The following is a 25,561-nucleotide window of genomic DNA, read 5'->3' as shown; positions in this document are numbered from 1 at the left end:
TCGGTTCATCCGTATGTCGTGGCTTGGCTGAGTGGTGAAACCCACGACGCCTCGTCATCCCATCCAGAGAACCGGCCTCTTTCCCCATTTCGCTCAAGGGAGGCTACCATGCATTGTTCGGACGAAGGTCGGCGGGGCGATTGGAACCGGAGGGCGCCAAAGCGGCGTCTACCGTGGCCGTTGGCGCTTGTCTTTTGCGTAAAACTGCGTTATGGTTTATTCGTAGGAGTTTGTGCTGCGGTCGGCGCAGCGGCTTTCGTAAACGGGGTCGCTGTAGTCAGCTCGCTCAGCTTTCGCGGAGTCTTGGGCGTGTCCCCATCGGGGATGAGCCTTTCCGCAGAGGCGACGGCGACGGCCTCGGCATCGGTTCATCCGTATGTCGTGGCTTGGCTGAGTGGTGAAACCCACGACGCCTCGCACGCATTGGCCACCAGTTGGGGACTAGTTGAGCAACTGGTGGCGGACTGCGGCGTGCAGATGGCATGACTGTCTCCGCCTTCCAACAACTGTGTTCACCGACCTTGGTTCGACGAGCTTGGACCAGCTTCTGGCAAGACAACAAAAAACAGACATCGTCGGGAGTTGATGGGCTTACTCCGGCAGAGTTTCACCGCGACCTTGAGAAAAATCTGCATAACGTCTGCAAATTGCTTAGAGAGGGTTATCGGTTCTCACCGTTACGCGGTCACCCCATCCCGAAGCCGGGTGGAAAAACGCGGATCATCTGCATTCCGACCGTGCAGGATCGGATAGTTCAACGCCTCCTTGCAGAGCATTTGACGAGTCGTGGCAGCGAACTCGGCATTATCAACGATGTCAGCTTTGGCTTCATCAAGGGACGTGGGTTAGTTGCAGCAAGGGATCGCGCTGCTAGCCTTCGGCAACTGAACCCGTGGGCGTACAAGTCCGACATCTCGGCCTTCTTTGACCGTATTCCTCGTGCTGACTTGGTCCGACAAACGGTTCGTACGCTAAGGAAGCCGAGCTTTCGTGCAATCCTTACTGCTGCCGCGAGCTGTGAGATCGACCTTAGCGATGCCGCTGTTTCACGTATCGTGAGAAGCAATGGGATTGTGCAAGGTCTGGGCGTTCGCCAAGGGATGCCGCTATCCCCTGTATTTGCCAACATTATCCTCAGAGATTTCGACAAGGCAATGATGGCGCATGGTGTGCCACTTGTCAGGTACGCTGATGACTTCATCGCGTTCGCTAAAAGCGAGCGCGAGTGTCAGGAAATTGACGAGATCGCAAGAGAGTTGTTGGGGCGGTTAGATTTCGAATTGCCTGCACTAGCTGATGCAGGTTCAAAGACCTTCATCGCGGCACCGGAAATCGACATCGAATTCTTGGGGCTTGCTCTCACCCGGCGGCAGGACAGCGGCTACAACCTTGTAATTACCAAGGATCAGTTCGACCGAATTTCAAGTGCTTTGGGGAATATGATCAGCATTGACAGCCTATTAAAGGAGAGTCTCGATATCACTAATTTGGGCCGCAAGATCGACGATAAAGTCGGTGGATACAACGCAGCATACCGTTGTGCCCACAACGGCGGTCAGCTCGCCCAAATTCTTGCAGGCTTCCGCTCATCGGCATTGCGCAACGTCTACGTGAAGGCTTTCGGCGAGACAGCAGTCCGCAATCTCACCAACAAGTATCGCAGGTTCTTGGGACTTGAAACGAAACCAAGAATGACAACTCGAGCCGGTCTCAGAACCCCCAGCCAGGCTGTGTCGCGCGGCCGGGGCAAAGATGCTGAACGATAAAGGTTGGCTCCCTACCGGGGGGTAAATGGGGCAATCCGCTCTGACATAGGCCACCTCACATTTTCCGGGCTAAACAATTCGCTGGGTAGCCGTTCCGGTGGAAGCCCGCGAACCAACAGGGGGGTTCGATGAGTGTTGAAGTGGGGCTATTTCCGTGGAGCGATGAGAGCCTTATCGAACAGGAAGCCGATACCCTCGTGAACGGAGACGAAGAACTGGTCGAGCAGATGAAAGTGATCGTGTCAGGTTTGGGCTTCCTTCAAACCCTGCTTCACAGACAGCCGTACGGTGCCCCTGATGAACTTATCGCGCTTCGCCTGACCGTCCGGCTTCTCAACTCAGCGTCAGCCGCCTTGAAGCTCGTGCGGGCCGGGTACTATCAACCCGCCTTCACTATGGTGCGGGACGTAATGGAGGTCGAATTCCTCATCGATCTGTTCTCGCGTGACCGCGCACAACTGATCCAGTGGATGACGTTATCCCCGAAGGAACGTGAGAATCAGTTCAAGCCAGTTGAGGTCCGTAAAAAGCTGGACAAGCGGGATGGGTGGACCGAACAGAAGCGAGCAAGGGCCTACAAGATGCTATCGAACTACGCGGCCCATGTGACACCCGAAGGTTTCAACGTGATCTCTCCCGACAACATGACAATAATCGGTCCGCATCCCTCTCCCAAAGGAGTGAAGGCCGTACTGGGAGAGTTGGTGAGGTGGCTTCCTTCTGCCTGCATTCATGTGGGTGTCATGTTCCACCCGGTTGAGCGCGACCTCCAGATCATGCAGGCACATAACAACTTCACCCAAGTCTTGAGTGTATGGCTAGCCCGCGTCTTCCCGGTCGAAGGGGGCGCTCAAGGGGACCAGACGGCCACATGATGGAGAGGAACCCTACGTCTCGTACCTCGGGAACCTCTTCAAGGCCTCCGCAAGCATCCCTACCGGCGGCTGCTCATAGTCCCGCGCGACAGACCTCGCGCTGTGTCCAGCGATGGCGTCTCGGATTCGCACGTCCATGTCTGCACCTATCGCCCTCGTCTTGAACGTGCCGCGCCACCCGTGAGTGGGCGCGACGGTTGTAGGAAGGACACCGAGACCGCGAACCCAATCCGCGACCTCCTGCGCTCGAATCTCGTCGGGAGGCGTGGATGCGCCCTTCTTGTGTCGCTTCGGGTTGTAGAAGAGCGGGCCTTTCCTCTTCGATTGCGCGAACTCAATAAAGCCTTGCTCAACCAGATGCTCATGGAGCGGGACGGTTCTCGCTTTGCCTGTTTTCGTTTGTCGTAGGTCCATCACCCATGTGCCTTCCTCCATACGAATGTCCTCGGCGTCAAGGAAGCACAGCTCTCTGATTCTCGCGCCTGAATACGCGGCAAGCCACGGCGTCCACCGGCAAGCGTGGTCTAGGCCAGAGTTATCATCCCTGATGACCACATTGGACGCCGCTGTGAGGATGGCCTTCCATTCCTTCTCCCGAAACGTCTTTTCCCGCTTCGAGGTTACGCGGGGTTCGTCGAGGCTTAATCCTGCTGCTGGATTGTCTGTCACCAAGCGGCGCTCACGTCCCATCGCCCACTTGAACACAGATGAGGCCGCAACGAGGTCGTTCTGGTTGATCGACTTCGGGCTCACGCTCTCCCTGTCGCGCCGGTCAACGGCCCATTCGTGAATGTCGTCGCCTGTCAGGGCTCGCACGTCCTTATCCTTCGTGAAGGCGGACAGACTCCTCCAACTCGCCCGATACCGCTTGATGGTCCCTTCGGACTTCATCTCTTGGTTCGCCTTCTCCCAACGCTCAAAGAGATCCCATGCGGTTATCTTGTCCTTCGGCAGGGAAGGGGTCTTGTCGGGGACGGCTAAAGGTGCCTCCCAAGCGGGGAAGCGAGAGGCTGCTGCGTCCGGGCTGTAGTCGCCGTCTGCGTTCTTTGCGAGCCTCAGGGCAGCGGCATCGAAGGAGAAAGCCACGGCATTGAGAAGCCTTGTTCGGGTTTCGCTATCAACCACGAGGTTCTCTTTCGAGAGGAGAATGTCGACCCAGCCTCCGAATCGCTCCTCTATGGCGGCGGCTTTGATTTCGCTCTCCGTGCCGAATCGCAACTGCGCCCGCCCGAATCTGCCTGCCTTCGCCTTGGCATTGGTGATGATGACGTTGAGCCACGTCTCGGGTCGTCCCGGATCGTCCCCCATTGTCTCAGCCAGAAGGAAGTAGAGCTTCCCCGCTAGGGCCTGGACTTGCTTTTGCGTTAGTCGCTGCGGGCCGTGCCTGTGGGCCTCCCAGAGCTTCCGAAGAGTGGCGTCTGCTTGTGCGTGACGCTCCTTAGCGACGTTAGCGTCCTTTGTCCCCAAGGATGCTTCGACCGTCTCTCCAACCTTGATTACGCGAAAGCCGTCACCGATGGGGATAGTAACGGAGCCACCAAGAACTTTCGCCTTGATGTCGGCAGGTGGACGCTGACGGAGATACCAGACACCAGTCTTTTTATCGCGGGAAGGTCGAGCCATCGAAAGCGCCATGTGGGAGCCCCCTGTGTGGAAGTGGGGACACTCGCAAGCTGTTGATAACGCTGAGGGCTTTACTCCGCAAGGCGGAGAGAATGGTGCTGCCAGAGAGGATTGAACTCTCGACCTCTCCCTTACCAAGGGAGTGCTCTACCACTGAGCTACGGCAGCCTGTCGTTGGACGCGCCGGTTACTGCCATAGGGCAGCGCCGGGCGCAAGTTTGATCGGCAATTTAATTGTTACGCAGCGGCCACTTTCGGCTGGAGCGTGAGGCCGAGGGCGGTCCAGACCTCGGTCAATGCCCGGGCGAGGGCCTCCACGTGGGCGTCCGTGTGCAGGGGCGTCGGGGTGATGCGGAGGCGCTCGGCGCCGCGCGGGACCGTGGGATAGTTGATCGGCTGGATGTAGATGCCGTGCTTCTCCAGCAACCGGTCCGAGGCGGCCTTGCAGGCTTCCGCATCGCCCACCATCACGGGGACGATGTGAGTCTCGGTCTCGAGGACGGGCAGGCCCGCGTCGGACAGCACGGATTTCACCCGCGCCACCTGGCGCTGCTGGCGCTCCCGCTCCACGGAGGAGGACTTGAGGTGACGGACCGAGGCGGCGGCTGCCGCGGCGACCGCGGGCGGGAGGGCCGTCGTGAAAATGAACCCGGGCGCAAAGCTGCGCACCGCATCGACCACGGCGCCCGAGGCGGCGATATACCCGCCCATCACGCCGAAAGCCTTCCCCAGCGTGCCCTCGACCACGTCGATTCTGTCCATGGCGCCGTCGCGCTCGGCGATGCCGGCGCCGCGCGGGCCGTACATGCCGACGGCGTGGACCTCATCCAGATAGGTCATCGCGCCGTAGCGCCCGGCGAGGTCGCAGATGGCATGGATGGGTGAGACGTCCCCGTCCATGGAATAGATGCTCTCGAATGCGATCAGCTTCGGCCGGCCACCGGCTGCAACCAGCACTTCCTCCAGATGGGCGAGGTCGTTGTGGCGGAAAATGACTTTTTCGCAGCCGGACTGGCGCACGCCCTCGATCATCGAATTGTGGTTCAGGGCGTCCGAGACGATCAGGCAATCGGGAATGAGTTTGGCAAGCGTCGATATGCCGGTCTGATTCGAGACGTAGCCGGAGGTGAAGACGAGGGCCGCCTGCTTGCGATGGAGATCGGCGAGTTCCGTCTCGAGATCCACGATGGCGTGGCTGTTGCCCGAAATGTTGCGCGTGCCGCCAGCCCCGGTGCCGAGGCGCCAGGCGGTTTCCACCATGGCGCGGGTCACGTCCCGGTTCTGGCCCATGCCCAGATAATCGTTGGAGCACCACACCGTGATGGGTTTTGGTCCGGCCGGGCCGTGCCAGACCGCATCCGGGAAACGGCCAGCGAGGCGTTCGATATCGGCGAAAACCCGGTAGCGCCGCTCGGATTTTAGGCGTTCGAGGGCCGTCGCGAAGAAGTTCTGATAATCCATCATCTCACCGGATGGGACCATCGACACCCAACAGGCTGGGTTTTCAAGACGGAGGCAAAGATCGTCGGCTCAATGCCAAGGTCGCCATCGTCGACACTGATATTCTGGTTGAGGGGCGTTTGCGAACCCTTTATCTGGTGGTGGCGACGATGGGTCGCGAGAACGTGTCCGACGTGAGATCGCAACGGGAACTTGACCGGCTGGCCGCGGCATTGAAAGAGAACCTGAAGCGGCGCAAGGCGCAGGCGCGCGGACGCAAGGCCGCGACATCCGCCGATGACGAGGCTCGGGCGCAGGGCGAGACACCGAAGCGCGACAAGCCGTCCGACTAGCCGCCGGGCGATGCAGCCTGCATAGCTCTGGTTCATGACACGCATTTGGGGGTCCTGATGGATCGCATTCGCATACGGGGCGGCGCGCCTCTCAACGGCTCGATCCCGATTTCGGGAGCCAAGAATGCGGCTCTTCCGCTGATGATCGCGAGCCTTCTGACCGAGGAAACGCTCGAGCTTGGCAACGTGCCGCGGCTCGCCGATATCTCGTCCCTGCTGCGTATCATGAGCAATTTCGGGGTCGACCACACGATCGCCGGACGGCGTCCGGGGCAAACGACGGAAACCGGACAGACGATCCGGCTTACATCCCGTTCCATCATCGACACCTGTGCGCCCTACGAACTGGTCTCCACGATGCGGGCGAGCTTCTGGGTCATCGCGCCCCTTCTGGCACGGTTCGGGAACGCCAAAGTCTCGATGCCGGGCGGTTGCGCCATTGGCACGCGGCCCGTCGATCTCCTCATCATGGCGCTGGCGAAGCTTGGCGCGACCATCGAAATCGATGGCGGCTACGTGGTGGCAACCGCTCCAAAGGGTCTCAGGGGAGCGGAAATCGATTTCCCCAAGGTCACGGTTGGCGGCACTCACGTGGCGCTGATGGCCGCGACCCTGGCTCAAGGCACGACGGTCATCCGCAACGCGGCCCGCGAGCCCGAGGTTGCGGATCTTGCCGCCTGCCTGGTGAAGATGGGCGCTAAAATCGGAGGCGCCGGAACATCGGAGATCGTCGTCGACGGCGTCGCACGCCTGAACGGCACCTCCCATGATGTGCTGCCGGACCGGATCGAGACTGGCACCTACGCCATGGCGGTTGCAATGACCGGCGGCGACGTGCTGCTCGAGAACACGCGGCCTGATCTCTTGCAGTTTGCCCTCGACGTGCTGCGGCAATCGGGAACCGAGGTGACGGCGACCCCCGGCGGCATGCGGGTGCGGCGCAACGGTAATGGGATCGAGGCCGTCGACGTGACGACCGATCCCTTTCCCGGCTTCCCGACCGATCTCCAGGCCCAGTTCATGGCCCTGATGACCCGCGCCAATGGCACTTCGCGCATTCGCGAAACGATTTTCGAGAACCGTTTCATGCACGTCCAGGAGCTTGCCCGCCTCGGCGCGCAGATCCGGCTCGACGGCGACAGCGCCTATGTGGACGGCGTCCCGGGCCTGAAGGGGGCCCCGGTGATGGCGACCGACCTGAGGGCTTCGGTCTCGCTCGTCATCGCCGGATTGGTGGCTGAGGGGGAGACCACCATCAACCGGGTCTACCATCTCGATCGCGGCTTTGAGGCGCTCGAGGCCAAGCTTGCCCGGTGCGGCGCCGAAATCGAGCGGTTGCGGGGTTAAATCGGGCGACGAGGGCGGCAGAGGTTGCGCTCGGGTCCGGCGCTCTCTACCTAAGATCAAAGCTCATCGGCCCTTTGCAGATCACTTGGTTTGCAAGGCTCTACAACAGTTTGGCAGCCATGGACCTCCTGAAACTCGTCGCTCTCGACCCGGAAGATCTGGCCATCGTCTCGACCCATCTGCAGGACGCGGTTCTGCGGGTCGGCGACATCGTCTTTCTTCCCAGGGAACGGCGGTTTGCCATCGAGGTGCGCCGGTTCGACTGGGAGGCCGGTTTTGATCAGCCGCCCCAACGCCGGCTCACCTGCATGCATTTCGACCAGGTCAAAGGCGTGCGCGTGCGCGGGATCGATCAGACCAACAAGGACGCGGTGCTGAACCTCCTGGCGATTTCGTTCGACGAGACCGATGCCCCATCTGGCACCGCCACGCTGATCTTCGCCGAGGGCGGGGCGATCCAGATCGACGTGGAATGCGTCGAGTTGCAGATGAAGGATGTGGGGCCTGTCTGGGCTGCGGACGGACGTCCCATCCACGACGAATCCTCGACGGAGCGGCTTTAATGCCCCAACGGCTCGACGCGCGGGACCCATCGTTCCCGCACGCTTTCGCTCGGTTGTTGGCGGCCAAGCGTGAGGTCTCCGAGGATGTCGATCAGGCGGTGCGCGCGATCATCGACGAGGTGGTGGCGCGGGGCGACGAAGCGCTGATCGACTACACCAACCGTTTCGACAATCTGGCGTTGACCGCCGGGACATTGCGGATCGGCGACGACGAAATCGACGCTGCCGAGGGCGAATGCTCGCCGGACGAGCTCGCGGCGCTTACCCTCGCGAAAGCGCGGATCGAGACCTACCATCGCGCGCAGCGTCCGGAAGATCATATGACCACCGACGCGCTCGGCGTGACGCTGGGATGGCGCTGGACGGCGATTGAATCGGTAGGTCTCTACGTACCGGGCGGACGCGCGAGCTACCCGTCATCGGTTCTTATGAATGCCGTCCCGGCGAAGGTCGCAGGCGTGCCTCGAATCGCCATGGTGGTGCCGACGCCCCGAGGCGAAACCAATCCCCTGGTGCTGGCCGCGGCGCGACTGGCGGGTGTCGACGAGATCTTCCGGATCGGCGGTGCCCAGGCCATCGCGGCTCTCGCTTTCGGAACGTCTTCGGTGCAGCCCGTTGCCAAGATCGTCGGACCGGGCAATGCCTATGTGGCGGCCGCCAAGCGACGCGTCTTCGGCCAGGTCGGCATCGATATGATCGCCGGGCCGTCCGAAGTGCTGATCCTTGCCGACCGGCATGCCAATCCGGATTGGATCGCTGCCGATCTCCTCGCCCAGGCGGAGCATGATCCGGTGGCGCAGGCCATCCTCGTCACTGACGACGCGGCGTTGGCGGATGCGGTCGAGGCTGCCGTGCAGCGGCAATTGCAGACATTGCCCAAGGCGGAGATCGCCGGGGCAAGCTGGCGCGATTATGGGGCGATCATTCTCGTTGAAACGCTTGATGCGGCGATTCCCCTTGTGGACAGGCTGGCGCCCGAACATCTGGAAATCGAGACCGCGAACGCGGATGAGCTCTGTGCCAAGGTGCGCAATGCCGGCGCAATCTTCCTTGGCAGCCATACGCCGGAAGCCATCGGGGACTATGTCGGCGGACCCAATCACGTGTTGCCGACGGCCCGTTCGGCCCGTTTTTCCTCCGGCCTTGGCGTACTTGACTTCATGAAGCGAACCTCGATCCTGAAATGCGACGCCGATAGCCTGCGTGCGCTTGGCCCGGCCGCTATCGCGCTGGGGCGTTCCGAAGGGCTTGAGGGTCATGCGCGGTCGGTTGCGATCCGCCTGAACATGTGACGATTGGGAAGAGGGATGGCGAACGAGCGGAGTCGATTGATCGCCATCACTCTCGACGAGACGTCCATTGGACGGGGCAATCCGGACCAGGAACACGAGCGGGCGATCGCCATCTACGACATTCTCGAGGCGAATCAGTTCGCCTTGCCGAGCCATGAGGGCGGTCCCTACGCGCTCCATGTGGCGCTCGTCGACAACAAGCTCTGTTTCGAGGTTCGCTCGGCTGACGGCTCCCGGCTTGTCACGCATCACCTGTCGCTGACACCCTTCCGGAAGACGGTGCGCGATTATGAGATGATCTGCGACAGCTACTACAAGGCGATCCGGTCGGCGTCGCCGGCCCAGATCGAAGCCATCGACATGGGGCGGCGCGGCCTTCACAACGAGGCCGCCGAACTGCTGATGAAGCGCCTCGACGGCAAGCTGGTGCTCGACTTCGATACCGCGCGACGCATCTTCACCCTCATCTTCGCCCTGCACTGGAGGGGCTGAGGGTTGGAAGCGCCAAGGGCCAAGCGGATCCACTCGGTTCTGTTCGTCTGCGCCATGAACTCGGTGCGCTCGCCCATGGCCGAGGCCATCGCCCGCCACTATTTCGGGCGGACGATGTACGTGCAATCGGCAGGCATTCACAAAGGCGAACCAAGCGGTTTCACCACCGCGGTGCTGGATGAGATCGGCATCGATTCGGCGAAACATAAGCCGCGGACGCTGGAAGAACTCGAAGAGCACGAAGGACTGAACTTCGACCTCATCATCTCGCTCTCGCCGGAGGCGCACCACGCCGCTCTCGAACTGACCCGCACGCTTGCGGCCGAGGTGGAGTATTGGCCGACGCAGGATCCGACTTTGGTGACAGGATCGCGCGAACAGATGCTCGACGCCCATCGCAATGCTCGCGATGGATTGCTCTACCGCATCAGAATGCGGTTCAAGCAGGGGTCAGAGGCCAAAGGCCCGTAGCAGCGAGAGGGTACCGAGACCGGCCACGAGCCCGGCGAGCTCGGCACGAGTCAGCACCATCGCGATGACGGCAGCGCCGATGCTGAGGATCGCCGGTATCCCACCGTCGAGAATGAGCGGCAGAATCGTCGCAACGATGATCGAACCGGGGAGGGCGCGCAGGCCCCGTTCGACACGCGGCGTGATGCGAACCCGGGTCATCAGCACGACACCGCCGACGCGGCACAGATAGGTCGCCAACGTCATCGCCGCGATGGCGAGGACGGAGCCCCAGGGTCCGGCTGCGAAGGCGTGAAAAGTCGTCATTTCATCAACATGCCGGTGGCAACGCCCGCGAGCGCACCAACGATGATGAAGACGTAGCCGGGGACGAATGCGTGGACCAAAAGCGACACGAGCCCGGCGACGAGCCAGGGAAGGGCCGGCCTCGCTCCTTTCCAGAGCGGGACCAGCATGACGCCGAAGAAGATCGGCATGACGAGATCCAGGCCGAAGCGCTGCGGCTCGGGAATGAATGCGCCCACAAAGAAGCCCGCAAGGCTCGTCGCGACCCATAGAACCCACAAGGCCACGCCGGTGCCGAACAAAAACGCGACATCGCGGCCGCCGTCGTTGTGGTAGCGCGTGCTGAAAATCCAGCCCGCATCCGTCAGCAGGAAGAGATTGAGGGCGGAACGCGCGACGGGCTCGTTGCGAAGCCACGGTTGAAGCGTCGCTCCGAGGAGCAGAAGGCGCGAATTGACGACGGCCGTGACCGTCATGATCGTCAGGATGGTCCCGGGCGTCCACACCTTCTGCCAGACTTCCAGTCCCACCATCTGTGCGGCGCCCGCATAGACGAATGCGCTCAGGCCGAGAACCTCGCCAAACGACAGACCCTTCTGGGCTGCAGCCGCGCCAAAGGCCATCCCGAACACCACGAGTCCTGGAAGGGCCGGAAAGGTGCTGCGGGCTCCCTGCATGAAGCCCGCGCACGTGAAGGAGGTTTCGGGAACTGGCATTGGGTTGAGAGGCTGTGCCCCTTGGTCTCCTAAGGCGGTCACGCCGCCGCCGGGAAAGCTCCCGCTGGCGCAAAACACCGCGCCAGCGGCAACATGACTGCTCAGAACGTCATCGCCCCGACCACGGGCGCGACTTCGAGTGCACCCTCGTAGATCATCTTCAGCGCCACGTAGAGGATGATCAGAAGACCCACATAGGCGATCCAACGATAGCGCTGCAGCAGCCGCGCGATGTAGGAAGCGGCAAGACCCATCAGGGCGATCGAAAGGACGAGTCCGAAGATCATCACGTAGGGGTGCTCGCGCGCAGCACCGGCGACCGCCAGAACGTTGTCGAGAGACATCGACACGTCTGCGATGAGGATCTGCCAGGCTGCCTGGGCAAAGGTCTTGCGGGGCGCGGGGGATGCGGGAGAGTCGGAACCTTCGAGCGCCAGCTCGGCGGCTTCCTCATCTGCCGAGGAAGTGCGAAGCTCGCGCCACATTTTCCAGCACACCCAGAGGAGCAGGATGCCACCGGCCAGAAGAAGGCCGACGATCTGGAGCAACTGGATGGTCAGTCCGGCGAAAACGATGCGCAGGGCGGTAGCGGCGATGACACCGACCAGGATCGCCTTGTTGCGCTGTTCCTTGGGAAGGCCGGCCGCGGCGAGACCGATCACGATCGCGTTGTCGCCAGCCAGAACAAGGTCGATCATCACCACCTGCAGGAAGGCGGTGATCTCGGGCGAGAAAAATTCGTTCATGCGATGCCTCTTTGATCCATTCGAGGACGGCACATGCGAATCGTTAGACCAGAAGGCGCCTCACCGTTGCGAAGCCGGACAAACGGCGGGCAACTTGAAAAAACGGGGGTGAGGGCGACGGTTTCGAACGGTTCCAGGCCATCCAGGTTGCGATCCAGTCCGACATCGCTGCTCCGAGGAGCCGCCAGAGGGGCCCGGCCTGGTTCCTTTGATCTAGCCAAGACGTGGAGGTCGATCAAGTCGTTTGGGGTCATTATGGCACCTGAAGAGCAGCCATGGTCCAAAAGGGAATCTTGAGGAGACGGTTCCGCAGCGGCAGTTGTGAGCCCCTACGATGGACCGCTTGATCCCGGGCGCGGGCTTGGGCACTAATCGAAGGCGAGAAGATAAGGTCGGGACCGAGAAGCTCGATCGGGAGGTCCGCCTATGTCCCTATCCCCACAGGGTGTCGCACAGCCGCCGATGCGGCGAGGTCCGATACGATCCACACAGAATTTCGCCGGAGGACTCTTCCTCCTGGCGCTGGCGGCGCTGGCGCTCTACCTGGCTCGCAACCTGCCGCAGGGTAGCTTACGTTCCATGGGTCCCGCCATGCTGCCTGATTGGCTCGCCTATGGAGTCGGCGCCTGTGGCTTTGCCCTCGTCGTGATGAGCCTTCTGCGAGACGGCGAGGCACTTGCGAAATCGAGCCTGCGCGGACCAGTCGTGGTCCTGCTCGCCATCCTGGCATTCGCCATGACGATCCGCCCGTTCAGTCTCGGAGCGATGGGACTACCCGGCCTCGGCATGGTGGTCGCGGGGCCTCTTGCCATCATCATCGGGGGCTATGCGACCCCGGACGTGCGGCTGCGCCCCCTCCTGATCCTCGCGCTGAGCTTGACGCCCTTCTGCATGGTGCTGTTTGGCGATCTGTTGAATTTGCCAATCCCGATCTTCCCCCAGAGCTTTGCCAATCTGTTTCCGGCGAGTTGGTCGCAAAAGGAAATCTTGCGGGCGACCGCCGTGGTGATGGCTATCGCAGCACTCGCGCTTTTCCTCACTGGCCGGCGGCGCCCCTCAAATCGGATCGATGTGGTCGATCATTCGGGGACGATGTAATGGGCGATCTTTTCTCGAACCTGAACCACGGCTTTTCCATCGCGCTGACGTTCCAGAATCTTGGGCTGGCCTTTCTGGGCTGTCTTGTCGGCACGCTCGTCGGCGTTCTGCCGGGCGTCGGGCCCATTGCGACCATCGCGATGCTGTTGCCGATTACCTTCGGCCTTGAGCCTGTCGGCGCGTTGATCATGCTGGCGGGCATTTATTACGGCGCCCAATATGGTGGCTCGACCACGGCGATCCTCGTCAATATTCCGGGCGAGGCGACGTCCGTCGTCACCACCCTGGACGGGCACCAGATGGCCCGTCAGGGCCGCGCCGGCGTCGCGCTCGGCATCGCCGCCATCGGTTCCTTTTTCGCCGGAACGGTCGCAACGGTTGTGATCGCGGCCCTCGGAGCGCCGCTTACAAGGCTGGCTCTGATTTTCGGCCCGGCCGAATATTTCTCTCTGATGGTGATGGGCCTGGTCTTCGCGGTCGTTCTGGCGCGCGGATCGATCCTGAAGGCGATTGCCATGATCGTCCTGGGTGTTCTTCTGTCGACAGTCGGCACCGACCTCGAAACCGGACAGGAGCGGCTCACCTTCGGGCTGCCATTCCTCTCGGACGGGATCGACTTTGCCGTCCTGGCCATGGGGATCTTTGGTGTCGCGGAGATCCTGCGAAACCTCGACCATACTGAGACACGCAACGTGGTGCAGCAGGCCATCGGCCGGCTGCTGCCGAACCGGGAGGATTTCAGGCAATCTTGGCGTCCGGTCCTGCGCGGAACGACGATTGGGGCGATCTTGGGCATTTTGCCGGGCAACGGCGCCGTGCTGGGACCGTTTGCCTCCTATACGATGGAGAAGAAGCTCGCAAAGGATCCCAGTCGCTTCGGGCGAGGGGCGATCGAAGGCGTCGCCGGGCCGGAGGCCGCCAATAATGCCGGCGCCCAGACATCGTTCATCCCGCTGCTGACGCTCGGCATTCCGCCCAACGCCGTCATGGCCCTGATGGTCGGCGCCATGACGATTCACGGCATCGTTCCCGGCCCGCAGGTGATGACGCGCAACCCCGACCTGTTCTGGGGCATGATCGCTTCCATGTGGATCGGCAACCTGATGCTGCTGATCATCAACCTGCCGCTCGTCGGCGTCTGGGTCCGCCTTCTCAAAGTGCCGTACCACCTGATGTTTCCGGCGATCCTGATGTTCTGCTGCATCGGCATCTATTCGATCAACTCGCTCCCGACCGACGTGATGTTCATCGGCCTGTTCGGGATCGTCGGCTATATTCTGATCAAGTTCGGGTTCGAGCCCGCCCCGCTCCTGCTGGGGTTCGTGCTTGGAAAACTGTTGGAGGAAAACCTTCGGCGGGCGCTCATTCTGTCGCGCGGTTCTCTGGACACCTTCATCGAACGGCCGATCAGCGCAGCCCTCCTCGCGGTGGCGGCCGTTCTGCTGGTTCTGGCGCTGCTGCCATCAATCCGAAAAGGACGCGATGAGGTATTCGTCGAATAGCCAATCGGCGGCCGGACCTTATATCAGTAGCATGCTGGATTATTTTCCAGGGAGGAAACCATGAGAAAGATTGCTCTCGCCCTTGCAGCTTTCGGGCTCGCCACATCGGCCGCCCAAGCTCAAGGCAATTACCCCCAGCGGCCGATCACCATGATCGTTCCTTTCGCCGCGGGCGGCCCGACGGACGTGATCGCCCGTATCGTGGGCGATAACATGTCGCGCACCCTCGGCCAGCAGATCGTCGTCGAAAACGTGGCCGGTGCCGGCGGCACCACGGGCATTACCCGCGGAGCACAGGCCCAGCCCGACGGCTACACCATCATGATGGGTCACATGGGGACCCATGGCGCCGCTCCCGCGCTCTATCCCAACCTGAAATACGACCCGAGCAAGGATTTCGCGCCGATCGGTCTTGCGGCCGGCACGCCGATCCTGATCGTGGCCAAAAAGGACTTTCCGGCGAAGGACCTGAAGGGATTCGTCGAGTACGTGCAGAAGAACGGCGACAAGGTGAACATGGCCCATGCGGGCGTCGGTTCGGTGTCCCACTCGACGGGGATCTTCTTCACGTCGGTCATCAAGGCGAAGCCCACCATGGTGGCTTATCGCGGAACCGGGCCGGCCCTCAACGATCTCATGGGCAACACGGTCGACTTCATGACCGACCAGATCGTCAACGTCGCACCGCAGGTCCAGGGCGGCAACATCAAGGCTTTTGCGATCGCTACCGCGACGCGTTCGCCGGCGCTGCCGGACGTTCCGACCACCAAGGAGGCGGGTCTTGACGGTTACGAGGTGAGCGCCTGGAACGCGGTTTTCGCCCCGAAGGGAACGCCGCCTGAAATCGTCGCCAAGCTTAACGAGGCGTTGGTGAAGGCTCTCAGTGACGAGAACACCAAGAAACGTCTGCTCGATCTCGGCGGGGTCATCCCCAGCACGGCCGAACAGACCCCCGCGTCGCTCCAGAAGCTGGTGGAATCCGAAGTGGCTCGCTGGACCCCCGTCTTGAAGGCTGCCGGGGCAACAGCTGAATAACGCAACTGAGCTTCAATCCGGACGAAAACGGCGGGCTCCCAAGAGCCCGCCGTTCCTCTGTTTAACGGCTGCCGCATCAAACAGGTCTTGAAAATGATCGCTGGGGCGATTACACCGTGCCGCGTGTGCAGCCGTAGCTCAGTTGGTTAGAGCACCAGATTGTGGATCTGGGGGTCCCCCGTTCAAGCCGGGGCGGCTGTACCATTAAAATCAAAAACTTATGTCTCGGCTGCGACCCGAAAATTCACCCGGAATGGTGTCCGGGTAACGCCTCCGCCGAATCTGACAGCCAAACATGACCAATCTCCGGTGCAGTCGGATTTGCAGCGCGATCCGCCGTCCCATGTCGACCTCTCCGCCTGAGGTTGTCAGTTCAACGATGATGGCGCCTTCGCATCGTGCAGTAGGACTGGCCCGCCCGCGTCCAGGTGAGCCACAGCTTGGCTCGCCGGGACGACGCTCGAGAAACAACCGCCTTCGTGATTCGTTGATGGTTCGAGCTCGTCATAGCCGCGTAGGGCAAATGATGCACCTGACTGCGCCAGCGTCGCTCGTCTTTCCTCTGATTTGCGCCGAACAAGTCGTGTGCTCACCCTTGCTCATCCGAAGCGCTGGCGGGTCCGTGCCCGGTCCCGAGGGCGAGACTGAAACTGGAGCCCTGCCGCCGGGGACTGAGAGAGCGGAGAATCTTATCGAGGCGGTCGGAATAGGGATTCTGATCATTCTTCTTCTCAGCGCCGTCGTGATCATGATCCGGGCGCGCCGTTGATCGGCTTCACGCTGGGGCTGTCCCGCTGTCACGTGGTGGCGGAGTCCCGTCGCTCGGCGCCGGGCGCGAGGGATGCTCAATCTTCGCGAACAAGCACGGCATCACCCTAGAAATGGCAATGCGGCTCATGGCAAAATATGGCAACGACCGCACCAAACTCGATGTTGCCGCCTAAAGCCTTAAGGTCGAAAAATTGAGCGGCGAGGGAGCACCTGGCGGGTTCAGCGCCTCTCGTGAGTTTTTGCTTCCACCGCCTCGTTTACGATCCACTTGGACCGTGCTTCGTCCTTCGGCTTCTCCTTCTTGGGCTTTTTGGCTTCCCGGTTCGAATGCTGTTCACGATGTGCCATGTCATGGCCCTCCAAATGCGGTGAAGGATCGGCCGAGATTACAGCATTTCCCGCTGCGACGGCAGCTCGACTCTTTGGTGGTTCTGAGCCGGCCATCGCCAGACGCGAGTGGAAGAGGGGTGGTCTGGGTCAAGTCGGCGATTTCGGGAGGTGGCATTTTTGCGATCGCACGGGGGACGAAACCTCGGCACGCGTCGTTTAAGGCGGAAAAAAGGGAACAAGTAGATTTCTAGACGAGCTGGGCCGTTCTGTGACCAGCTGCATGCCACAATAGGCCTATTTCAATCTCCCTTGCGAGAAGTCGGCTTGAGCGGGTCCTTCTCATGATTGAGCTTCTTGAAAGGCCGCTTACATAATCTCCGATCGGGCGACTTGCCACCCCATCCCGGCGCTGTGCTGTGAGCGTCAGGAAACGGACGAAGTGTCCAAATGGCCATCCGATGCTTTGGGTCTGCCGCCGGAGACAGAAACCCGAAAATCGATAAATACTCGCAAAAAAAAACCAAAAAATATATTTCATCGGAGTTCGCAGCGGTTTTTTTCCGCGGGCTGCGCTCCGTCGTGCAAAAAAACCGCATCCTTGGTCTTAAAAAACAAATCAATAAAAATTCCAAAAAATAAATTCCCGAGCACCCGGGGCGCCTTGAATTTTTAAAAAATGTCTTTAATGCCGATTAATGCTAATTCCAGCAGCTAACGCGATCAGGCATTATTATGCGCATCAGGACCAAATTATTTTCGCTTATCGGCGCGCTCAGTTTTATCGCAGTCACGATCTCGGCGGTTGGAATCAACAGTATCATCGTCTTTGACCACGCGGTCGACATGACGGCCGAGACGTCGAAGCAGGCGCTGTACAGCGAGCATATGAACCGGCTCGTCACCGCGGTTGTCATGGAATCCCGAGGCATCTACGCGGCCAAGGACAAAACCGAGGCCGAGCAATATGCCAAGCCCGCCCGCGTGGCCATCGCCGGGATCAACGGCCTGATCCAGAAATGGTCGCCGCTCATTACTGCCGAAGATCGCGCGATTTTTGATAAGTTGGTAAAAGACGCAAAGTCTTTCGAAGAATTTCGCCTCGAGACCATTCGCCTCGGCACTCAGATTTCTCCTGCGGCCGCCGCAGAGCAAGGTTTCAATGAAGGAAACCGCGCCAACAGGCGCGCTCTGCAGGAAAGCATCGACGCGATGACGAAGCGCATCGCCGACAGGATTGCGGTAATCGACAGCGACGCGGCCGGCGAATACGAATTCCGACTCAATCTGATGTTGGCCCTTGCGGCCGGCGGGCTGCTGGGTGGTGTTGCGCTGGGCTGGATCATCGGGCATGTGCAGGTTGCGCGGCCGCTGCAAAATGTCGCCACTGCCATCCAGAAGCTTGCCTCGGGCGACTATCACCTCCCGACCGCAAAGCCGAACAACGATGAAATTGGAGAGATCTGGAAGGCGATGGGCGTTTTTGCCACCAACATGGCGAACACCGAAAAGATGCGGCTCGACCAGATCCGGAGAGACGAGGAACTCGTGGCTTCTCGAAAAGTGGAGATGCTCGATCTCGCCAGGAATTTCGAAGGCAGCGTGGGCTCTCTCGTCCAGCAGCTCTCCACTGCAGCAAACATGATGGAGACCACGGCTCAGTCGATGTCTTCAACGGCCGAGCAGGCGCTCGCACAGTCAAGTGTGGTTGCTTCCGCCTCCGAACAGACATCGTCGAATGTCCAGGCGGTTGCCGCGGCGACAGAGGAACTGGCGTCGACAGCAGGCGAGATCGGCATGCAGGTCTCGCAATCCTCGCGCATCGCGTCATCGGCGGTCCAGAAGGCACAGAGCACGAACGCACGAGTCGAGGCGCTCGCTGCCAATGCGCAGCGAATTGGGGATGTCGTGTCGATCATCAGCAATGTGGCGGAGAAGACAAACCTTCTGGCGCTGAACGCGACGATCGAAGCCGCTCGTGCCGGAGAGGCCGGGAAAGGCTTTGCCGTCGTGGCATCCGAGGTGAAGGAACTCGCCAACCAGACCTCGAAGGCCACCGAGGAAATATCTCAACAGATCGGCAAGATCCAGCAGGACACCCGCGACGCCGTCGAGGCCATCCGCGAAATCAGCGCGACGATCGAAGAAATGCACCAGATTGCCGCGACGGTGGCGGCTGCCGCTGAAGAACAGCAGGCGGCAACCCAGGAGATCGCACGCTCGATCAGCGAGGCGGCACGCGGCACTCAGGAGGTGACCGGCAACATCACCCACGTCCAGGCCGCCTCGACCCATTCGCAGACGGCCGCATCCGAGGTGCTTTCTTCGGCGGGCGAGCTTTCCCGAAACTCGACCAAGCTGAGCCGCGAGGTCGATTCTTTCCTCAGTCATATTCGAGCGGCCTGATCGGGCGTTGCCAAGGCGGGGCAGCTTCGGCTTCTCCGCCTGCCAATGCCCGCACCATACCGGTGATTAGCAAAGTCAACAGCGCGCGGCAGTCGAGGCGATTGCCGCGCGCCGCGGCTTCTGCTCCCGTTGCCCCGGCCCGCGCTCGCGCGCGGTAGGACTGCCCCAATTCCCCGGTCGCAATGTCAGCTTCGCGCAAGGTTGTGGGCGTAAACCGGCTACCGAAGACTTCCTCGGAGGCCAGTGTGACGGCACCTGTCTACCTGTTCGATGTGGCATCGCGGCAAGCTAAATGGCTCGCCGTTCGTCAGTCGGCGATTTCCGGAAACATTGCGAATGCGAACACTCCCGGCTTTCGAGCGCGGGACGTAGAGCCGTTTGCGGACATTCTTGACAAGACGAAGCTCACGATGGTGGCAACCAGAGCCAATCACATCGGCTTTGACGCGCGCCATGTGGAAGGCACGAAGGTCAAGAAGGCGGACACCTGGGACACTGTCTATTCGGGCAACTCGGTCAGCCTGGAGCAGGAACTGACAAAATCCGGCGAGGTCGCTCGTCAGCACACATTGAATACCACCATCGTCAAATCATTTCATCGGATGCTGATGTCAGCTGTGAGGACCGGATCATGATCGACCCGCTCATTGCGTCGTCCAAGCTATCCGGCGCCGGTCTCGAGGCGCAATCGATGCGCCTCCGCGTTGTTTCGGAGAACGTCGCGAACGCAAGTTCGACCGGCCGCACGGAAGGTTCGGACCCTTATACCCGCAAAACAATCACTTTCCGGAGCCAACTGGACCGCGCGCTTGGCGCCGCGTCGGTTTCCGTCAAGAGCATCGGCGAGGATTCGGCTCCGTATCCGGTTCAGTACGATCCGGGAAACCCGGCGGCGGATGAGAACGGCATGGTGAAGATGCCGAATATCAACGTGCTGACCGAAATGACCGATATGCGCGAGGCCAACCGATCCTATGAGGCCAACCTGCAGATGATCAAGCAGGTGCGCTCGATGATATCGGCGACAATTGACCTATTGAGAACATGACCATGCTCAACTCCATTTCCTCCATCTCGTCGGTCATCGATCGCGCCGGCGGCGTCACCTCAAGCCAGCAGGTGACCGGGATCCAGAACATGGGGACCGCTGGCGCCGCCGGTGTTGCGGGCGCCTCCCCGACGAGCTTCGGCGATATGATGGCGCAGGTCGCAAACACTGCCGTCGACACGATCAAAACCGGCGAAGCCGCCGCGATCTCCGGCATTCAAGGCAAAGCTTCGGTCCAGCAGGTGGTCGAGGCGGTCATGTCCGCGGAGCAGACGCTTCAGACGGCGATTGCGATCCGCGACAAGGTCGTGGGCGTCTACCAAGAAATTTCGCGTATGGCGATTTGAGGATAGCATCATGAGAGCTCTTGCAATTGCTGCGACCGGCATGAACGCGCAGCAGCTGAACGTCGAGGTCATCGCCAACAACATTTCGAACGTCAACACGACGGGCTTCAAGGCCGCGCGTGCGGAGTTCACCGACCTGCTTTATCAGGCCGAAAGATCCCTGGGCGTGCCGGCGCAAGCTGGCGAAAGCCCGGTCCCGGAGGGCGCAATGCTCGGTCTGGGTGTGAGAACCGCGGCGATCCGTAACCTTCACCGCCAAGGATCGCTGGCCAACACCTCAAACCAGTTTGATCTCGCGCTCAACGGTCGAGGCTGGTTCCAGGTGAACGCGCCCGGCGGAGAAACGATCTACACGCGCGCAGGATCGTTCAATAAGAATGGTGACGGTCAGTTGGTCACCATCGATGGCTATACGCTGCAACCGGCCATTATCATTCCGGTCAACACGATCGATGTGACGATCAATGAATCGGGGCAAGTCTATGCGAAGATCGACGGTCAGGCTGCTCCGCAGGAGATCGGCCAGCTGACATTGTCGAATTTCGCGAACGATGCCGGGCTCGAACCGCTTGGCAACAATTTCTATCGCGAAACCCTGGCGTCAGGTGCTCCGGTGGTAGGCGTCGCCGGTGATCCGGGCTTCGGCAAAATTCATCAAGGTTATCTGGAAGCCTCCAATGTTGATCCGATCAAGGAAATCACGAGCCTGATTTCGGCGCAGCGCGCCTTCGAGATGAATTCCAAAGTGATTCAGGCTGCCGACGACATGGCGGGAACCGTCTCCAAAGGCATTCGCTAACATTTCCGGAACAGGAAAGCCGTGATGAAAGCATTTCATAAGCCCATCCTCGTCGCCGTGACCATGGCGACGATTGGCGTTCCTCCCGTTTTAGCGGAAGATCGTATTCTCCCGGTTCCGACGGTGACGATCTATCCCGGCGACATCATCGATGCGGCGATGCTGAAGGACAGGTTGTATCCGGACACATACCGCTTCCGGACGGCTGTCATCGAAAGCCCGCGCGTGCTGATCGGCAAAACGGTCCGGAGAACGCTGATACCCGGCGAAGCGATACCGATGAACTCGGTTGACGACCCCAAGGTGGTGACGCGCGGCGTTCCGACCACCGTCGTCTTTGAGGAGGCCGGCCTCTCCATCACCGGCGTGGGAACCCCGCTTCAATCTGGCATCGTCGGCCAAAGCATTCAGGTCAAGAACATCGACTCGGGTCGGATCATCATCGGTCGCGTCGAAGCTGACGGAAAAATCCGGATTGGTGGCTATTAAATGTTCAGAACTCTCGCCTGTCTCGTTGCGGCCCTTTTCATCTCCCCAAGCGTTGCGGCGACGCGCATCAAGGATGTCGCGGCGGTTCAGGGCGTGCGCGACAATCAGCTGATCGGCTATGGGCTCGTCATGGGGCTTCAGGGCACCGGCGATACGTTGAGGAATTCTCAATTCACCGAACAATCCCTGCAATCGATGCTTGATCGCATGGGCGTGAATGTTCGCGAGCTCAATCTCAGGACCCGCAACGTTGCTGCCGTTATCGTGACCGCGGATCTTCCGCCCTTCGTCGGCACCGGTTCCCGCATTGACGTCACGGTCACCTCGATGGGCGATGCGACGTCCCTCAAGGGTGGATCCCTCATGCTGACGGCGCTGCAAGGTGGAGACGGCCAAGTTTATGCGGTCGCACAAGGCGGAATCGCAGTCTCGGGATTTTCAGTTCAAGGACAAGCCGAAACGCTGACCTCGGGCGTTGCCACAGCCGGCCGCATTCCAAATGGCGCGCTGATCGAGAGGGAAGTCTCCGGCGGTTTGCGCGAGTCCAACTCCATGATTCTCGAGCTGAAAAATCCGGATTACAAGACAGCTACGCTAATAACCGATGCCATCAACGCATACTCGCAACAGCGCTACCGAACGCGCGTTGCTTCTCCGCGGGACTTTCGCACAGTCGTTTTGGCAAAGCCCAAGAATGTCGGATCGACCCGGTTTATCGCCGAACTCGGTGATCTTTTGATTCAGCCAGATACGCCGGCAAGAATCGTGGTGGACCAACGCACCGGCACGGTTGTGATCGGAAAGAACGTACAAATCTCGACCGTTGCCATCACGCACGGCAACTTGACGATCCGCGTGACGGAAACGCCGCAAGTGTCGCAGCCGGATATGTTTGCCGACGGGCGAACGGTGGTGGTTCCGCGGACCGAGATTACCGCGGCCGAGGAGCGGGTTCCCTTGGCGATTGTCGGTGGCTCCGACCTTCAAACCCTCGTGAAGGGGCTCAATCAGATGGGCCTGAAGCCCACAGACGTGATCGCAATCCTGCAGGCGGTCAAGACGGCCGGCTCTTTGCAGGCTGAATTGGTGATCCAATGATGCGGCCGAATCTAACGAGGTCGGCGTTTGCGGCAGCAACGCTGTGTCTTCTCCTTGGCGCAACCGGACCGGCCGTCGCTCAAACCGCGGCCCGGAAGCCTTTCGAAACGAAGGCTGCCGCGAGCAAGCCACCGGAAGCAAAATCCAGTCAGTACTGCGAGAGCATTGCGGATGCGGCAGCCGACGCCCGTTTCATTCTGCAGAAAGAGGCGTTAGCCAAAATGGAGAAGGAAATCGAAGGCCGGATCAAGGTTCTCGAAGCGAAGCGTGTTGAATTCGAGGAATGGCTGGCCAGGCGCAACGATTTTCTTGCAAAGGCTGACGAAAAGGTCGTGTCGATTTATGCGCGCATGCGCCCCGATGCTGCTGCGGTTCAACTCGCCAATATGGACATTGAGATCGCGGCGGCCATTCTGGCCAAGTTGAACCCGCGGGCCTCAAGCGCGGTGCTGAACGAAATGGAGCCTGCGCGGGCTGCTCAGCTGACGAATGTGATCACGGACGCGCCGACCCGCATTCACACCAATGAGAAATCCTGATGAAACGCGGATTTGCACTTGCGGCGGTTCTCTTCCTCGGAGCCTGCTCCACACGTCCCGCAGATATTGGACGTGAGCCCGGCATGACCCCCGTTGGCTCGGGGCTTTCGGTTGAGCGGCAGGGCGTGCCTCATGTGTTCAAGATCGCGGAACGCAGCTCTCCGGGGTCGACCTGGAGCAATGCGAGCGCGGATCTCTTCACGAGCGCGCGTGCCAAACGGGTCGGCGACATTGTGACGGTCAACATTCAGATCGACGACAAGGCAGAGTTCGAGAACGCCAGTGACCGCTCGCGGTCATCCCGGTTGAATGCAGGTCTCGACTATGGATTCTCGTTCAACGGCTGGAACGCGGATGGCGTCGGCGAGGTTGGCTTGCGGTCGACGTCCTCATCGGACGGCAGGGGCACCATCGATCGATCGGAAAAGCTCCGGTTATCGGTCGCTGCCGTCGTGACCGAGGTTCTGCCGAACGGAAACGTGCTCATCAGCGGGTCTCAGGAGGTCCGGGTGAATTTCGAGCTTCGGGTTCTGAATATCGCCGGAATCGTTCGGCCCGGCGACATATCCAAGAAAAACACGATCAGCTACGACAAGATCGCCGAAGCGAGAGTGGCCTATGGCGGGCGTGGCCGAATCATGGAGGTTCAGCAACCGGCCTACGGGCAGCAGATCTTTGATGCTGTCACGCCGTTCTAGATACCTCAACAAGGCGATACGCAATGGCTGATGGTGACACTCTGGCTCTCCCGAATTCCGGAAACGCCGCCAACAGAGGCGGGCGCTTCGGTTGGGCTTTGACCCTTGTGCTCCTGACTCTTCTGGCTGTGGGTCTCGGCGGTGGTGTCGGTGCGTTGATGGTCTCTGAGTTCGAAAGAGCAGTCCTTGCGAAGCATCGCGCGGAAACCGAGGCGAGCAATGTGTCGGCGAGTCCCTATTCGGGCGCCATCTCTCTCAGGAGTGTTGCACCCGTCGTCACCAATCTCGCCAATTCGGAAACTGATTGGATTCGCCTCGAATCCTCGATTGTGTTCAAGAGTGGTACGGATATCAATCCCGACATCATGGTCGCCGAAACCCGTCAGGACCTCCTCGCTTTTCTGCGGACCGTCTCGCTTGCTCAGATACAAGGTCCGAGTGGGCTGCTTCATCTCAGGGAAGATTTGAACGAAAGGGTACGGCTCCGCTCGAAGGGCAGTATCCAGGAGCTAATCGTCGAATCTCTGGTTGTCCAGTGAGCGCGTGCGGGCGCTCGCGACGTCGTCGTCCTTCGCTCGCACGGATTGGCTAATTTTTGACCTCGATTTTTAGATATTTACCGATGTTTATTCGTCTCACCCTGACTGGCCTTTTTTGCCTCGCGACGACGGCTGCCAACGCCCAGTTGCCGGGGCTCGATGCCCTCATCCCCCAAGGGGATGGCGCCGTAAGCGGGCGCATTATCCAACTTGTTGCACTGATGACAGTGCTGTCGCTGGCACCCAGCCTTTTGATCATGGTGACGAGTTTTACGCGATTTGTGGTGGCGTTCTCGTTCCTCAGATCAGGACTTGGCCTTCAAAGCACGCCCGCCAACCTCTTTCTGATAAGCCTTTCACTTTTCATGACGTTTTTTGTCATGGCGCCGACCTTCGACAAGGCGTGGCAGGAGGGTTTGAAACCTCTCACGGAGAATAGAATTTCCGAGAGCGAGGCGTTTGCGAAGGCAACCGACCCGTTTCGGGACTTCATGCTTCAACACGTGCGGCCCAAGGATCTCCAAACCTTCACCGATCTCGCCTCGAACAGCTTTCCGAGTTCCGCCGTGGATGCCGAAGCGGGTCCGGATGCAAAGATTGACCTCAGGATTATCATCCCGGCTTTCATGATCTCGGAACTCAGAAGAGGCTTCGAGATCGGGTTCCTGATCGCGCTGCCTTTTCTCGTTATCGACATGATCGTGGCTACGCTCGTGATGTCGATGGGTATGATGATGATGCCGCCCACCGTCATCTCATTGCCATTCAAAATACTCTTTTTTATCCTGATCGATGGTTGGAACATTTTGGTTACCGGCCTCGTGAAGTCCTACTATTGAGGCGATTTTCGGCGCCTTAGGTTGCGTTGCCTGCTATCAAGACGAGGTTTCCCCGCG

The 25,561-nt window shown here is 60.3% G+C and carries 28 protein-coding genes and 2 tRNA genes; 23 read left to right on the top strand and 7 right to left on the bottom strand.

Annotated elements, in window-relative coordinates; translation table 11 throughout:
• The first annotated feature begins 482 nt into the window (after positions 1-482).
• Positions 483-1,766, top strand: coding sequence for a reverse transcriptase domain-containing protein (locus tag FEZ63_RS23985; protein WP_150949816.1), 1,284 nt, complete (start codon positions 483-485; stop codon positions 1,764-1,766).
• Between the two features lie 128 nt (positions 1,767-1,894).
• Positions 1,895-2,641: a hypothetical protein gene (locus FEZ63_RS23980; RefSeq protein ID WP_150949814.1), complete on the top strand. Its 747-nt coding sequence runs from the start codon at positions 1,895-1,897 to the stop codon at positions 2,639-2,641.
• 12 nt (positions 2,642-2,653) lie between these two features.
• On the opposite strand, the gene FEZ63_RS23975 is transcribed toward FEZ63_RS23980, so the two are convergent.
• From FEZ63_RS23975 to hemA, 3 genes are all read right to left on the bottom strand, one after another.
• Entirely contained in the window at positions 2,654-4,276 is a 1,623-nt protein-coding gene (locus FEZ63_RS23975; protein ID WP_150949812.1) for a tyrosine-type recombinase/integrase, read from the bottom strand.
• A gap of 81 nt (positions 4,277-4,357) precedes the next feature.
• Positions 4,358-4,432, bottom strand: a tRNA-Thr gene (locus FEZ63_RS23970).
• Positions 4,433-4,501: 69 nt separating this feature from the next.
• A complete protein-coding gene (hemA, locus tag FEZ63_RS23965) occupies positions 4,502-5,725 on the bottom strand; it encodes a 5-aminolevulinate synthase (RefSeq protein ID WP_150949828.1) in 1,224 nt (407 codons plus the stop codon).
• An 11-nt stretch (positions 5,726-5,736) separates the two neighbouring features.
• Here hemA and FEZ63_RS26090 point away from each other — a divergent pair, with 11 nt between their 5' ends.
• The 6 genes from FEZ63_RS26090 to FEZ63_RS23935 all read left to right on the top strand — a co-directional run bounded on the left by FEZ63_RS26090 (position 5,737) and on the right by FEZ63_RS23935 (position 10,222).
• Positions 5,737-6,057, top strand: coding sequence for a hypothetical protein (locus tag FEZ63_RS26090; RefSeq protein WP_338042249.1), 321 nt, complete (start codon positions 5,737-5,739; stop codon positions 6,055-6,057).
• Positions 6,058-6,114: 57 nt separating this feature from the next.
• Complete coding sequence (murA, locus tag FEZ63_RS23955) at positions 6,115-7,404, top strand: UDP-N-acetylglucosamine 1-carboxyvinyltransferase (RefSeq protein ID WP_150949810.1); 1,290 nt, start codon at positions 6,115-6,117, stop codon at positions 7,402-7,404.
• 119 nt (positions 7,405-7,523) lie between these two features.
• Positions 7,524-7,967: a DUF2948 family protein gene (locus FEZ63_RS23950; RefSeq protein ID WP_150949808.1), complete on the top strand. Its 444-nt coding sequence runs from the start codon at positions 7,524-7,526 to the stop codon at positions 7,965-7,967.
• Positions 7,967-9,259: a histidinol dehydrogenase gene (hisD, locus tag FEZ63_RS23945; RefSeq protein WP_150949806.1), complete on the top strand. Its 1,293-nt coding sequence runs from the start codon at positions 7,967-7,969 to the stop codon at positions 9,257-9,259. Before FEZ63_RS23950 ends, hisD begins: the two co-directional genes overlap by 1 nt.
• Before the next feature lie 15 nt (positions 9,260-9,274).
• Positions 9,275-9,751 (top strand): UPF0262 family protein, encoded by a 477-nt coding sequence (locus tag FEZ63_RS23940; protein WP_150949804.1) that lies wholly within the window; start codon positions 9,275-9,277, stop codon positions 9,749-9,751.
• 3 nt (positions 9,752-9,754) lie between these two features.
• Entirely contained in the window at positions 9,755-10,222 is a 468-nt protein-coding gene (locus FEZ63_RS23935; RefSeq protein ID WP_150949802.1) for an arsenate-mycothiol transferase ArsC, read from the top strand.
• Here the strand turns inward: FEZ63_RS23935 and FEZ63_RS23930 are convergent.
• The 3 genes from FEZ63_RS23930 to FEZ63_RS23920 form a co-directional block, all read right to left on the bottom strand.
• A complete protein-coding gene (locus FEZ63_RS23930) occupies positions 10,202-10,528 on the bottom strand; it encodes an AzlD family protein (RefSeq protein WP_150949800.1) in 327 nt (108 codons plus the stop codon). The two genes, FEZ63_RS23935 and FEZ63_RS23930, sit on opposite strands and share 21 nt — an antisense overlap.
• A complete protein-coding gene (locus FEZ63_RS23925; RefSeq protein ID WP_150949798.1) occupies positions 10,525-11,223 on the bottom strand; it encodes an AzlC family ABC transporter permease in 699 nt (232 codons plus the stop codon). Before FEZ63_RS23925 ends, FEZ63_RS23930 begins: the two co-directional genes overlap by 4 nt.
• A gap of 101 nt (positions 11,224-11,324) precedes the next feature.
• Positions 11,325-11,969, bottom strand: coding sequence for a TerC family protein (locus FEZ63_RS23920; RefSeq protein ID WP_150949796.1), 645 nt, complete (start codon positions 11,967-11,969; stop codon positions 11,325-11,327).
• 426 nt (positions 11,970-12,395) lie between these two features.
• On the opposite strand from FEZ63_RS23920, the gene FEZ63_RS23915 reads away from it, so the two are divergent.
• From FEZ63_RS23915 to FEZ63_RS23900, 4 genes are all read left to right on the top strand, one after another.
• On the top strand, positions 12,396-13,067 hold the full coding sequence (locus FEZ63_RS23915; protein WP_150949793.1) for a tripartite tricarboxylate transporter TctB family protein: 672 nt from the start codon (positions 12,396-12,398) through the stop codon (positions 13,065-13,067).
• The gene (locus FEZ63_RS23910; protein WP_150949791.1) at positions 13,067-14,569 is read left to right on the top strand and encodes a tripartite tricarboxylate transporter permease; all 1,503 of its coding nucleotides are present in this window, start codon (positions 13,067-13,069) and stop codon (positions 14,567-14,569) included. The genes FEZ63_RS23915 and FEZ63_RS23910 overlap by 1 nt, the downstream gene beginning before the upstream one ends.
• 60 nt (positions 14,570-14,629) lie before the next feature.
• A complete protein-coding gene (locus tag FEZ63_RS23905) occupies positions 14,630-15,604 on the top strand; it encodes a tripartite tricarboxylate transporter substrate-binding protein (protein WP_150949789.1) in 975 nt (324 codons plus the stop codon).
• 127 nt (positions 15,605-15,731) lie between these two features.
• A tRNA-His gene (locus tag FEZ63_RS23900) sits at positions 15,732-15,808 on the top strand.
• A 786-nt stretch (positions 15,809-16,594) separates the two neighbouring features.
• On the opposite strand, the gene FEZ63_RS25995 is transcribed toward FEZ63_RS23900, so the two are convergent.
• Positions 16,595-16,723, bottom strand: coding sequence for a hypothetical protein (locus FEZ63_RS25995; RefSeq protein WP_275552363.1), 129 nt, complete (start codon positions 16,721-16,723; stop codon positions 16,595-16,597).
• A gap of 714 nt (positions 16,724-17,437) precedes the next feature.
• Between FEZ63_RS25995 and FEZ63_RS23895 the strand changes: the two genes are divergently transcribed.
• The 11 genes from FEZ63_RS23895 (at position 17,438) to fliP (ending at position 25,504) form a co-directional block, all read left to right on the top strand.
• Positions 17,438-19,108: a methyl-accepting chemotaxis protein gene (locus FEZ63_RS23895; protein ID WP_150949787.1), complete on the top strand. Its 1,671-nt coding sequence runs from the start codon at positions 17,438-17,440 to the stop codon at positions 19,106-19,108.
• A 245-nt stretch (positions 19,109-19,353) separates the two neighbouring features.
• On the top strand, positions 19,354-19,743 hold the full coding sequence (gene flgB / locus FEZ63_RS23890; protein WP_244622964.1) for a flagellar basal body rod protein FlgB: 390 nt from the start codon (positions 19,354-19,356) through the stop codon (positions 19,741-19,743).
• Complete coding sequence (gene flgC, locus FEZ63_RS23885; protein WP_150949782.1) at positions 19,740-20,156, top strand: flagellar basal body rod protein FlgC; 417 nt, start codon at positions 19,740-19,742, stop codon at positions 20,154-20,156. Before flgB ends, flgC begins: the two co-directional genes overlap by 4 nt.
• Before the next feature lie 2 nt (positions 20,157-20,158).
• On the top strand, positions 20,159-20,503 hold the full coding sequence (fliE, locus tag FEZ63_RS23880; RefSeq protein ID WP_150949824.1) for a flagellar hook-basal body complex protein FliE: 345 nt from the start codon (positions 20,159-20,161) through the stop codon (positions 20,501-20,503).
• A gap of 10 nt (positions 20,504-20,513) precedes the next feature.
• A complete protein-coding gene (gene flgG, locus FEZ63_RS23875) occupies positions 20,514-21,302 on the top strand; it encodes a flagellar basal-body rod protein FlgG (RefSeq protein WP_150949780.1) in 789 nt (262 codons plus the stop codon).
• 24 nt (positions 21,303-21,326) lie between these two features.
• A complete protein-coding gene (flgA, locus tag FEZ63_RS23870) occupies positions 21,327-21,791 on the top strand; it encodes a flagellar basal body P-ring formation chaperone FlgA (protein ID WP_150949777.1) in 465 nt (154 codons plus the stop codon).
• Complete coding sequence (flgI, locus tag FEZ63_RS23865; RefSeq protein WP_150949775.1) at positions 21,792-22,889, top strand: flagellar basal body P-ring protein FlgI; 1,098 nt, start codon at positions 21,792-21,794, stop codon at positions 22,887-22,889.
• Positions 22,890-23,110: 221 nt separating this feature from the next.
• Positions 23,111-23,428 (top strand): MotE family protein, encoded by a 318-nt coding sequence (locus FEZ63_RS26340; RefSeq protein ID WP_420846328.1) that lies wholly within the window; start codon positions 23,111-23,113, stop codon positions 23,426-23,428.
• Positions 23,428-24,126, top strand: coding sequence for a flagellar basal body L-ring protein FlgH (flgH, locus tag FEZ63_RS23855; protein ID WP_150949771.1), 699 nt, complete (start codon positions 23,428-23,430; stop codon positions 24,124-24,126). The genes FEZ63_RS26340 and flgH overlap by 1 nt, the downstream gene beginning before the upstream one ends.
• 23 nt (positions 24,127-24,149) lie before the next feature.
• Positions 24,150-24,665: a flagellar basal body-associated FliL family protein gene (locus FEZ63_RS23850; RefSeq protein WP_150949769.1), complete on the top strand. Its 516-nt coding sequence runs from the start codon at positions 24,150-24,152 to the stop codon at positions 24,663-24,665.
• 83 nt (positions 24,666-24,748) lie between these two features.
• Positions 24,749-25,504 carry a flagellar type III secretion system pore protein FliP gene (gene fliP, locus FEZ63_RS23845; protein WP_150949766.1) on the top strand — a complete coding sequence of 252 codons (756 nt, stop codon included), beginning with the start codon at positions 24,749-24,751 and terminating at the stop codon, positions 25,502-25,504.
• Positions 25,505-25,561: the final 57 nt, after the last annotated feature.

Source organism: Microvirga brassicacearum (assembly GCF_008757455.1).
In the GTDB taxonomy this organism is placed as follows: domain Bacteria; phylum Pseudomonadota; class Alphaproteobacteria; order Rhizobiales; family Beijerinckiaceae; genus Microvirga; species Microvirga brassicacearum.
This window is presented reverse-complemented; position numbering and strand designations above follow the sequence as displayed.

What these genes read in the sequence shown, in the direction of transcription:
- FEZ63_RS23980 (WP_150949814.1), top strand. Translation starts at nt 1,895, where the DNA reads ATGAGTGTTGAAGTGGGGCTATTTCCGTGGAGCGATGAGAGCCTTATC.
- FEZ63_RS25995 (WP_275552363.1), bottom strand. Translation starts at nt 16,723, where the DNA reads ATGGCACATCGTGAACAGCATTCGAACCGGGAAGCCAAAAAGCCCAAG.
- flgH (WP_150949771.1), top strand. Translation starts at nt 23,428, where the DNA reads ATGAAACGCGGATTTGCACTTGCGGCGGTTCTCTTCCTCGGAGCCTGC.
- FEZ63_RS23985 (WP_150949816.1), top strand. Translation starts at nt 483, where the DNA reads ATGACTGTCTCCGCCTTCCAACAACTGTGTTCACCGACCTTGGTTCGA.
- FEZ63_RS23920 (WP_150949796.1), bottom strand. Translation starts at nt 11,969, where the DNA reads ATGAACGAATTTTTCTCGCCCGAGATCACCGCCTTCCTGCAGGTGGTG.
- FEZ63_RS23975 (WP_150949812.1), bottom strand. Translation starts at nt 4,276, where the DNA reads ATGGCGCTTTCGATGGCTCGACCTTCCCGCGATAAAAAGACTGGTGTC.
- FEZ63_RS23905 (WP_150949789.1), top strand. Translation starts at nt 14,630, where the DNA reads ATGAGAAAGATTGCTCTCGCCCTTGCAGCTTTCGGGCTCGCCACATCG.
- flgG (WP_150949780.1), top strand. Translation starts at nt 20,514, where the DNA reads ATGAGAGCTCTTGCAATTGCTGCGACCGGCATGAACGCGCAGCAGCTG.
- FEZ63_RS26090 (WP_338042249.1), top strand. Translation starts at nt 5,737, where the DNA reads ATGGGACCATCGACACCCAACAGGCTGGGTTTTCAAGACGGAGGCAAA.
- flgC (WP_150949782.1), top strand. Translation starts at nt 19,740, where the DNA reads ATGATCGACCCGCTCATTGCGTCGTCCAAGCTATCCGGCGCCGGTCTC.
- FEZ63_RS23910 (WP_150949791.1), top strand. Translation starts at nt 13,067, where the DNA reads ATGGGCGATCTTTTCTCGAACCTGAACCACGGCTTTTCCATCGCGCTG.
- FEZ63_RS23915 (WP_150949793.1), top strand. Translation starts at nt 12,396, where the DNA reads ATGTCCCTATCCCCACAGGGTGTCGCACAGCCGCCGATGCGGCGAGGT.
- FEZ63_RS23925 (WP_150949798.1), bottom strand. Translation starts at nt 11,223, where the DNA reads ATGCCAGTTCCCGAAACCTCCTTCACGTGCGCGGGCTTCATGCAGGGA.
- hemA (WP_150949828.1), bottom strand. Translation starts at nt 5,725, where the DNA reads ATGGATTATCAGAACTTCTTCGCGACGGCCCTCGAACGCCTAAAATCC.
- fliP (WP_150949766.1), top strand. Translation starts at nt 24,749, where the DNA reads ATGTTTATTCGTCTCACCCTGACTGGCCTTTTTTGCCTCGCGACGACG.
- flgA (WP_150949777.1), top strand. Translation starts at nt 21,327, where the DNA reads ATGAAAGCATTTCATAAGCCCATCCTCGTCGCCGTGACCATGGCGACG.
- FEZ63_RS23930 (WP_150949800.1), bottom strand. Translation starts at nt 10,528, where the DNA reads ATGACGACTTTTCACGCCTTCGCAGCCGGACCCTGGGGCTCCGTCCTC.
- FEZ63_RS26340 (WP_420846328.1), top strand. Translation starts at nt 23,111, where the DNA reads ATGGAGAAGGAAATCGAAGGCCGGATCAAGGTTCTCGAAGCGAAGCGT.
- fliE (WP_150949824.1), top strand. Translation starts at nt 20,159, where the DNA reads ATGCTCAACTCCATTTCCTCCATCTCGTCGGTCATCGATCGCGCCGGC.
- murA (WP_150949810.1), top strand. Translation starts at nt 6,115, where the DNA reads ATGGATCGCATTCGCATACGGGGCGGCGCGCCTCTCAACGGCTCGATC.
- FEZ63_RS23950 (WP_150949808.1), top strand. Translation starts at nt 7,524, where the DNA reads ATGGACCTCCTGAAACTCGTCGCTCTCGACCCGGAAGATCTGGCCATC.
- flgI (WP_150949775.1), top strand. Translation starts at nt 21,792, where the DNA reads ATGTTCAGAACTCTCGCCTGTCTCGTTGCGGCCCTTTTCATCTCCCCA.
- hisD (WP_150949806.1), top strand. Translation starts at nt 7,967, where the DNA reads ATGCCCCAACGGCTCGACGCGCGGGACCCATCGTTCCCGCACGCTTTC.
- FEZ63_RS23850 (WP_150949769.1), top strand. Translation starts at nt 24,150, where the DNA reads ATGGCTGATGGTGACACTCTGGCTCTCCCGAATTCCGGAAACGCCGCC.
- FEZ63_RS23895 (WP_150949787.1), top strand. Translation starts at nt 17,438, where the DNA reads ATGCGCATCAGGACCAAATTATTTTCGCTTATCGGCGCGCTCAGTTTT.
- FEZ63_RS23940 (WP_150949804.1), top strand. Translation starts at nt 9,275, where the DNA reads ATGGCGAACGAGCGGAGTCGATTGATCGCCATCACTCTCGACGAGACG.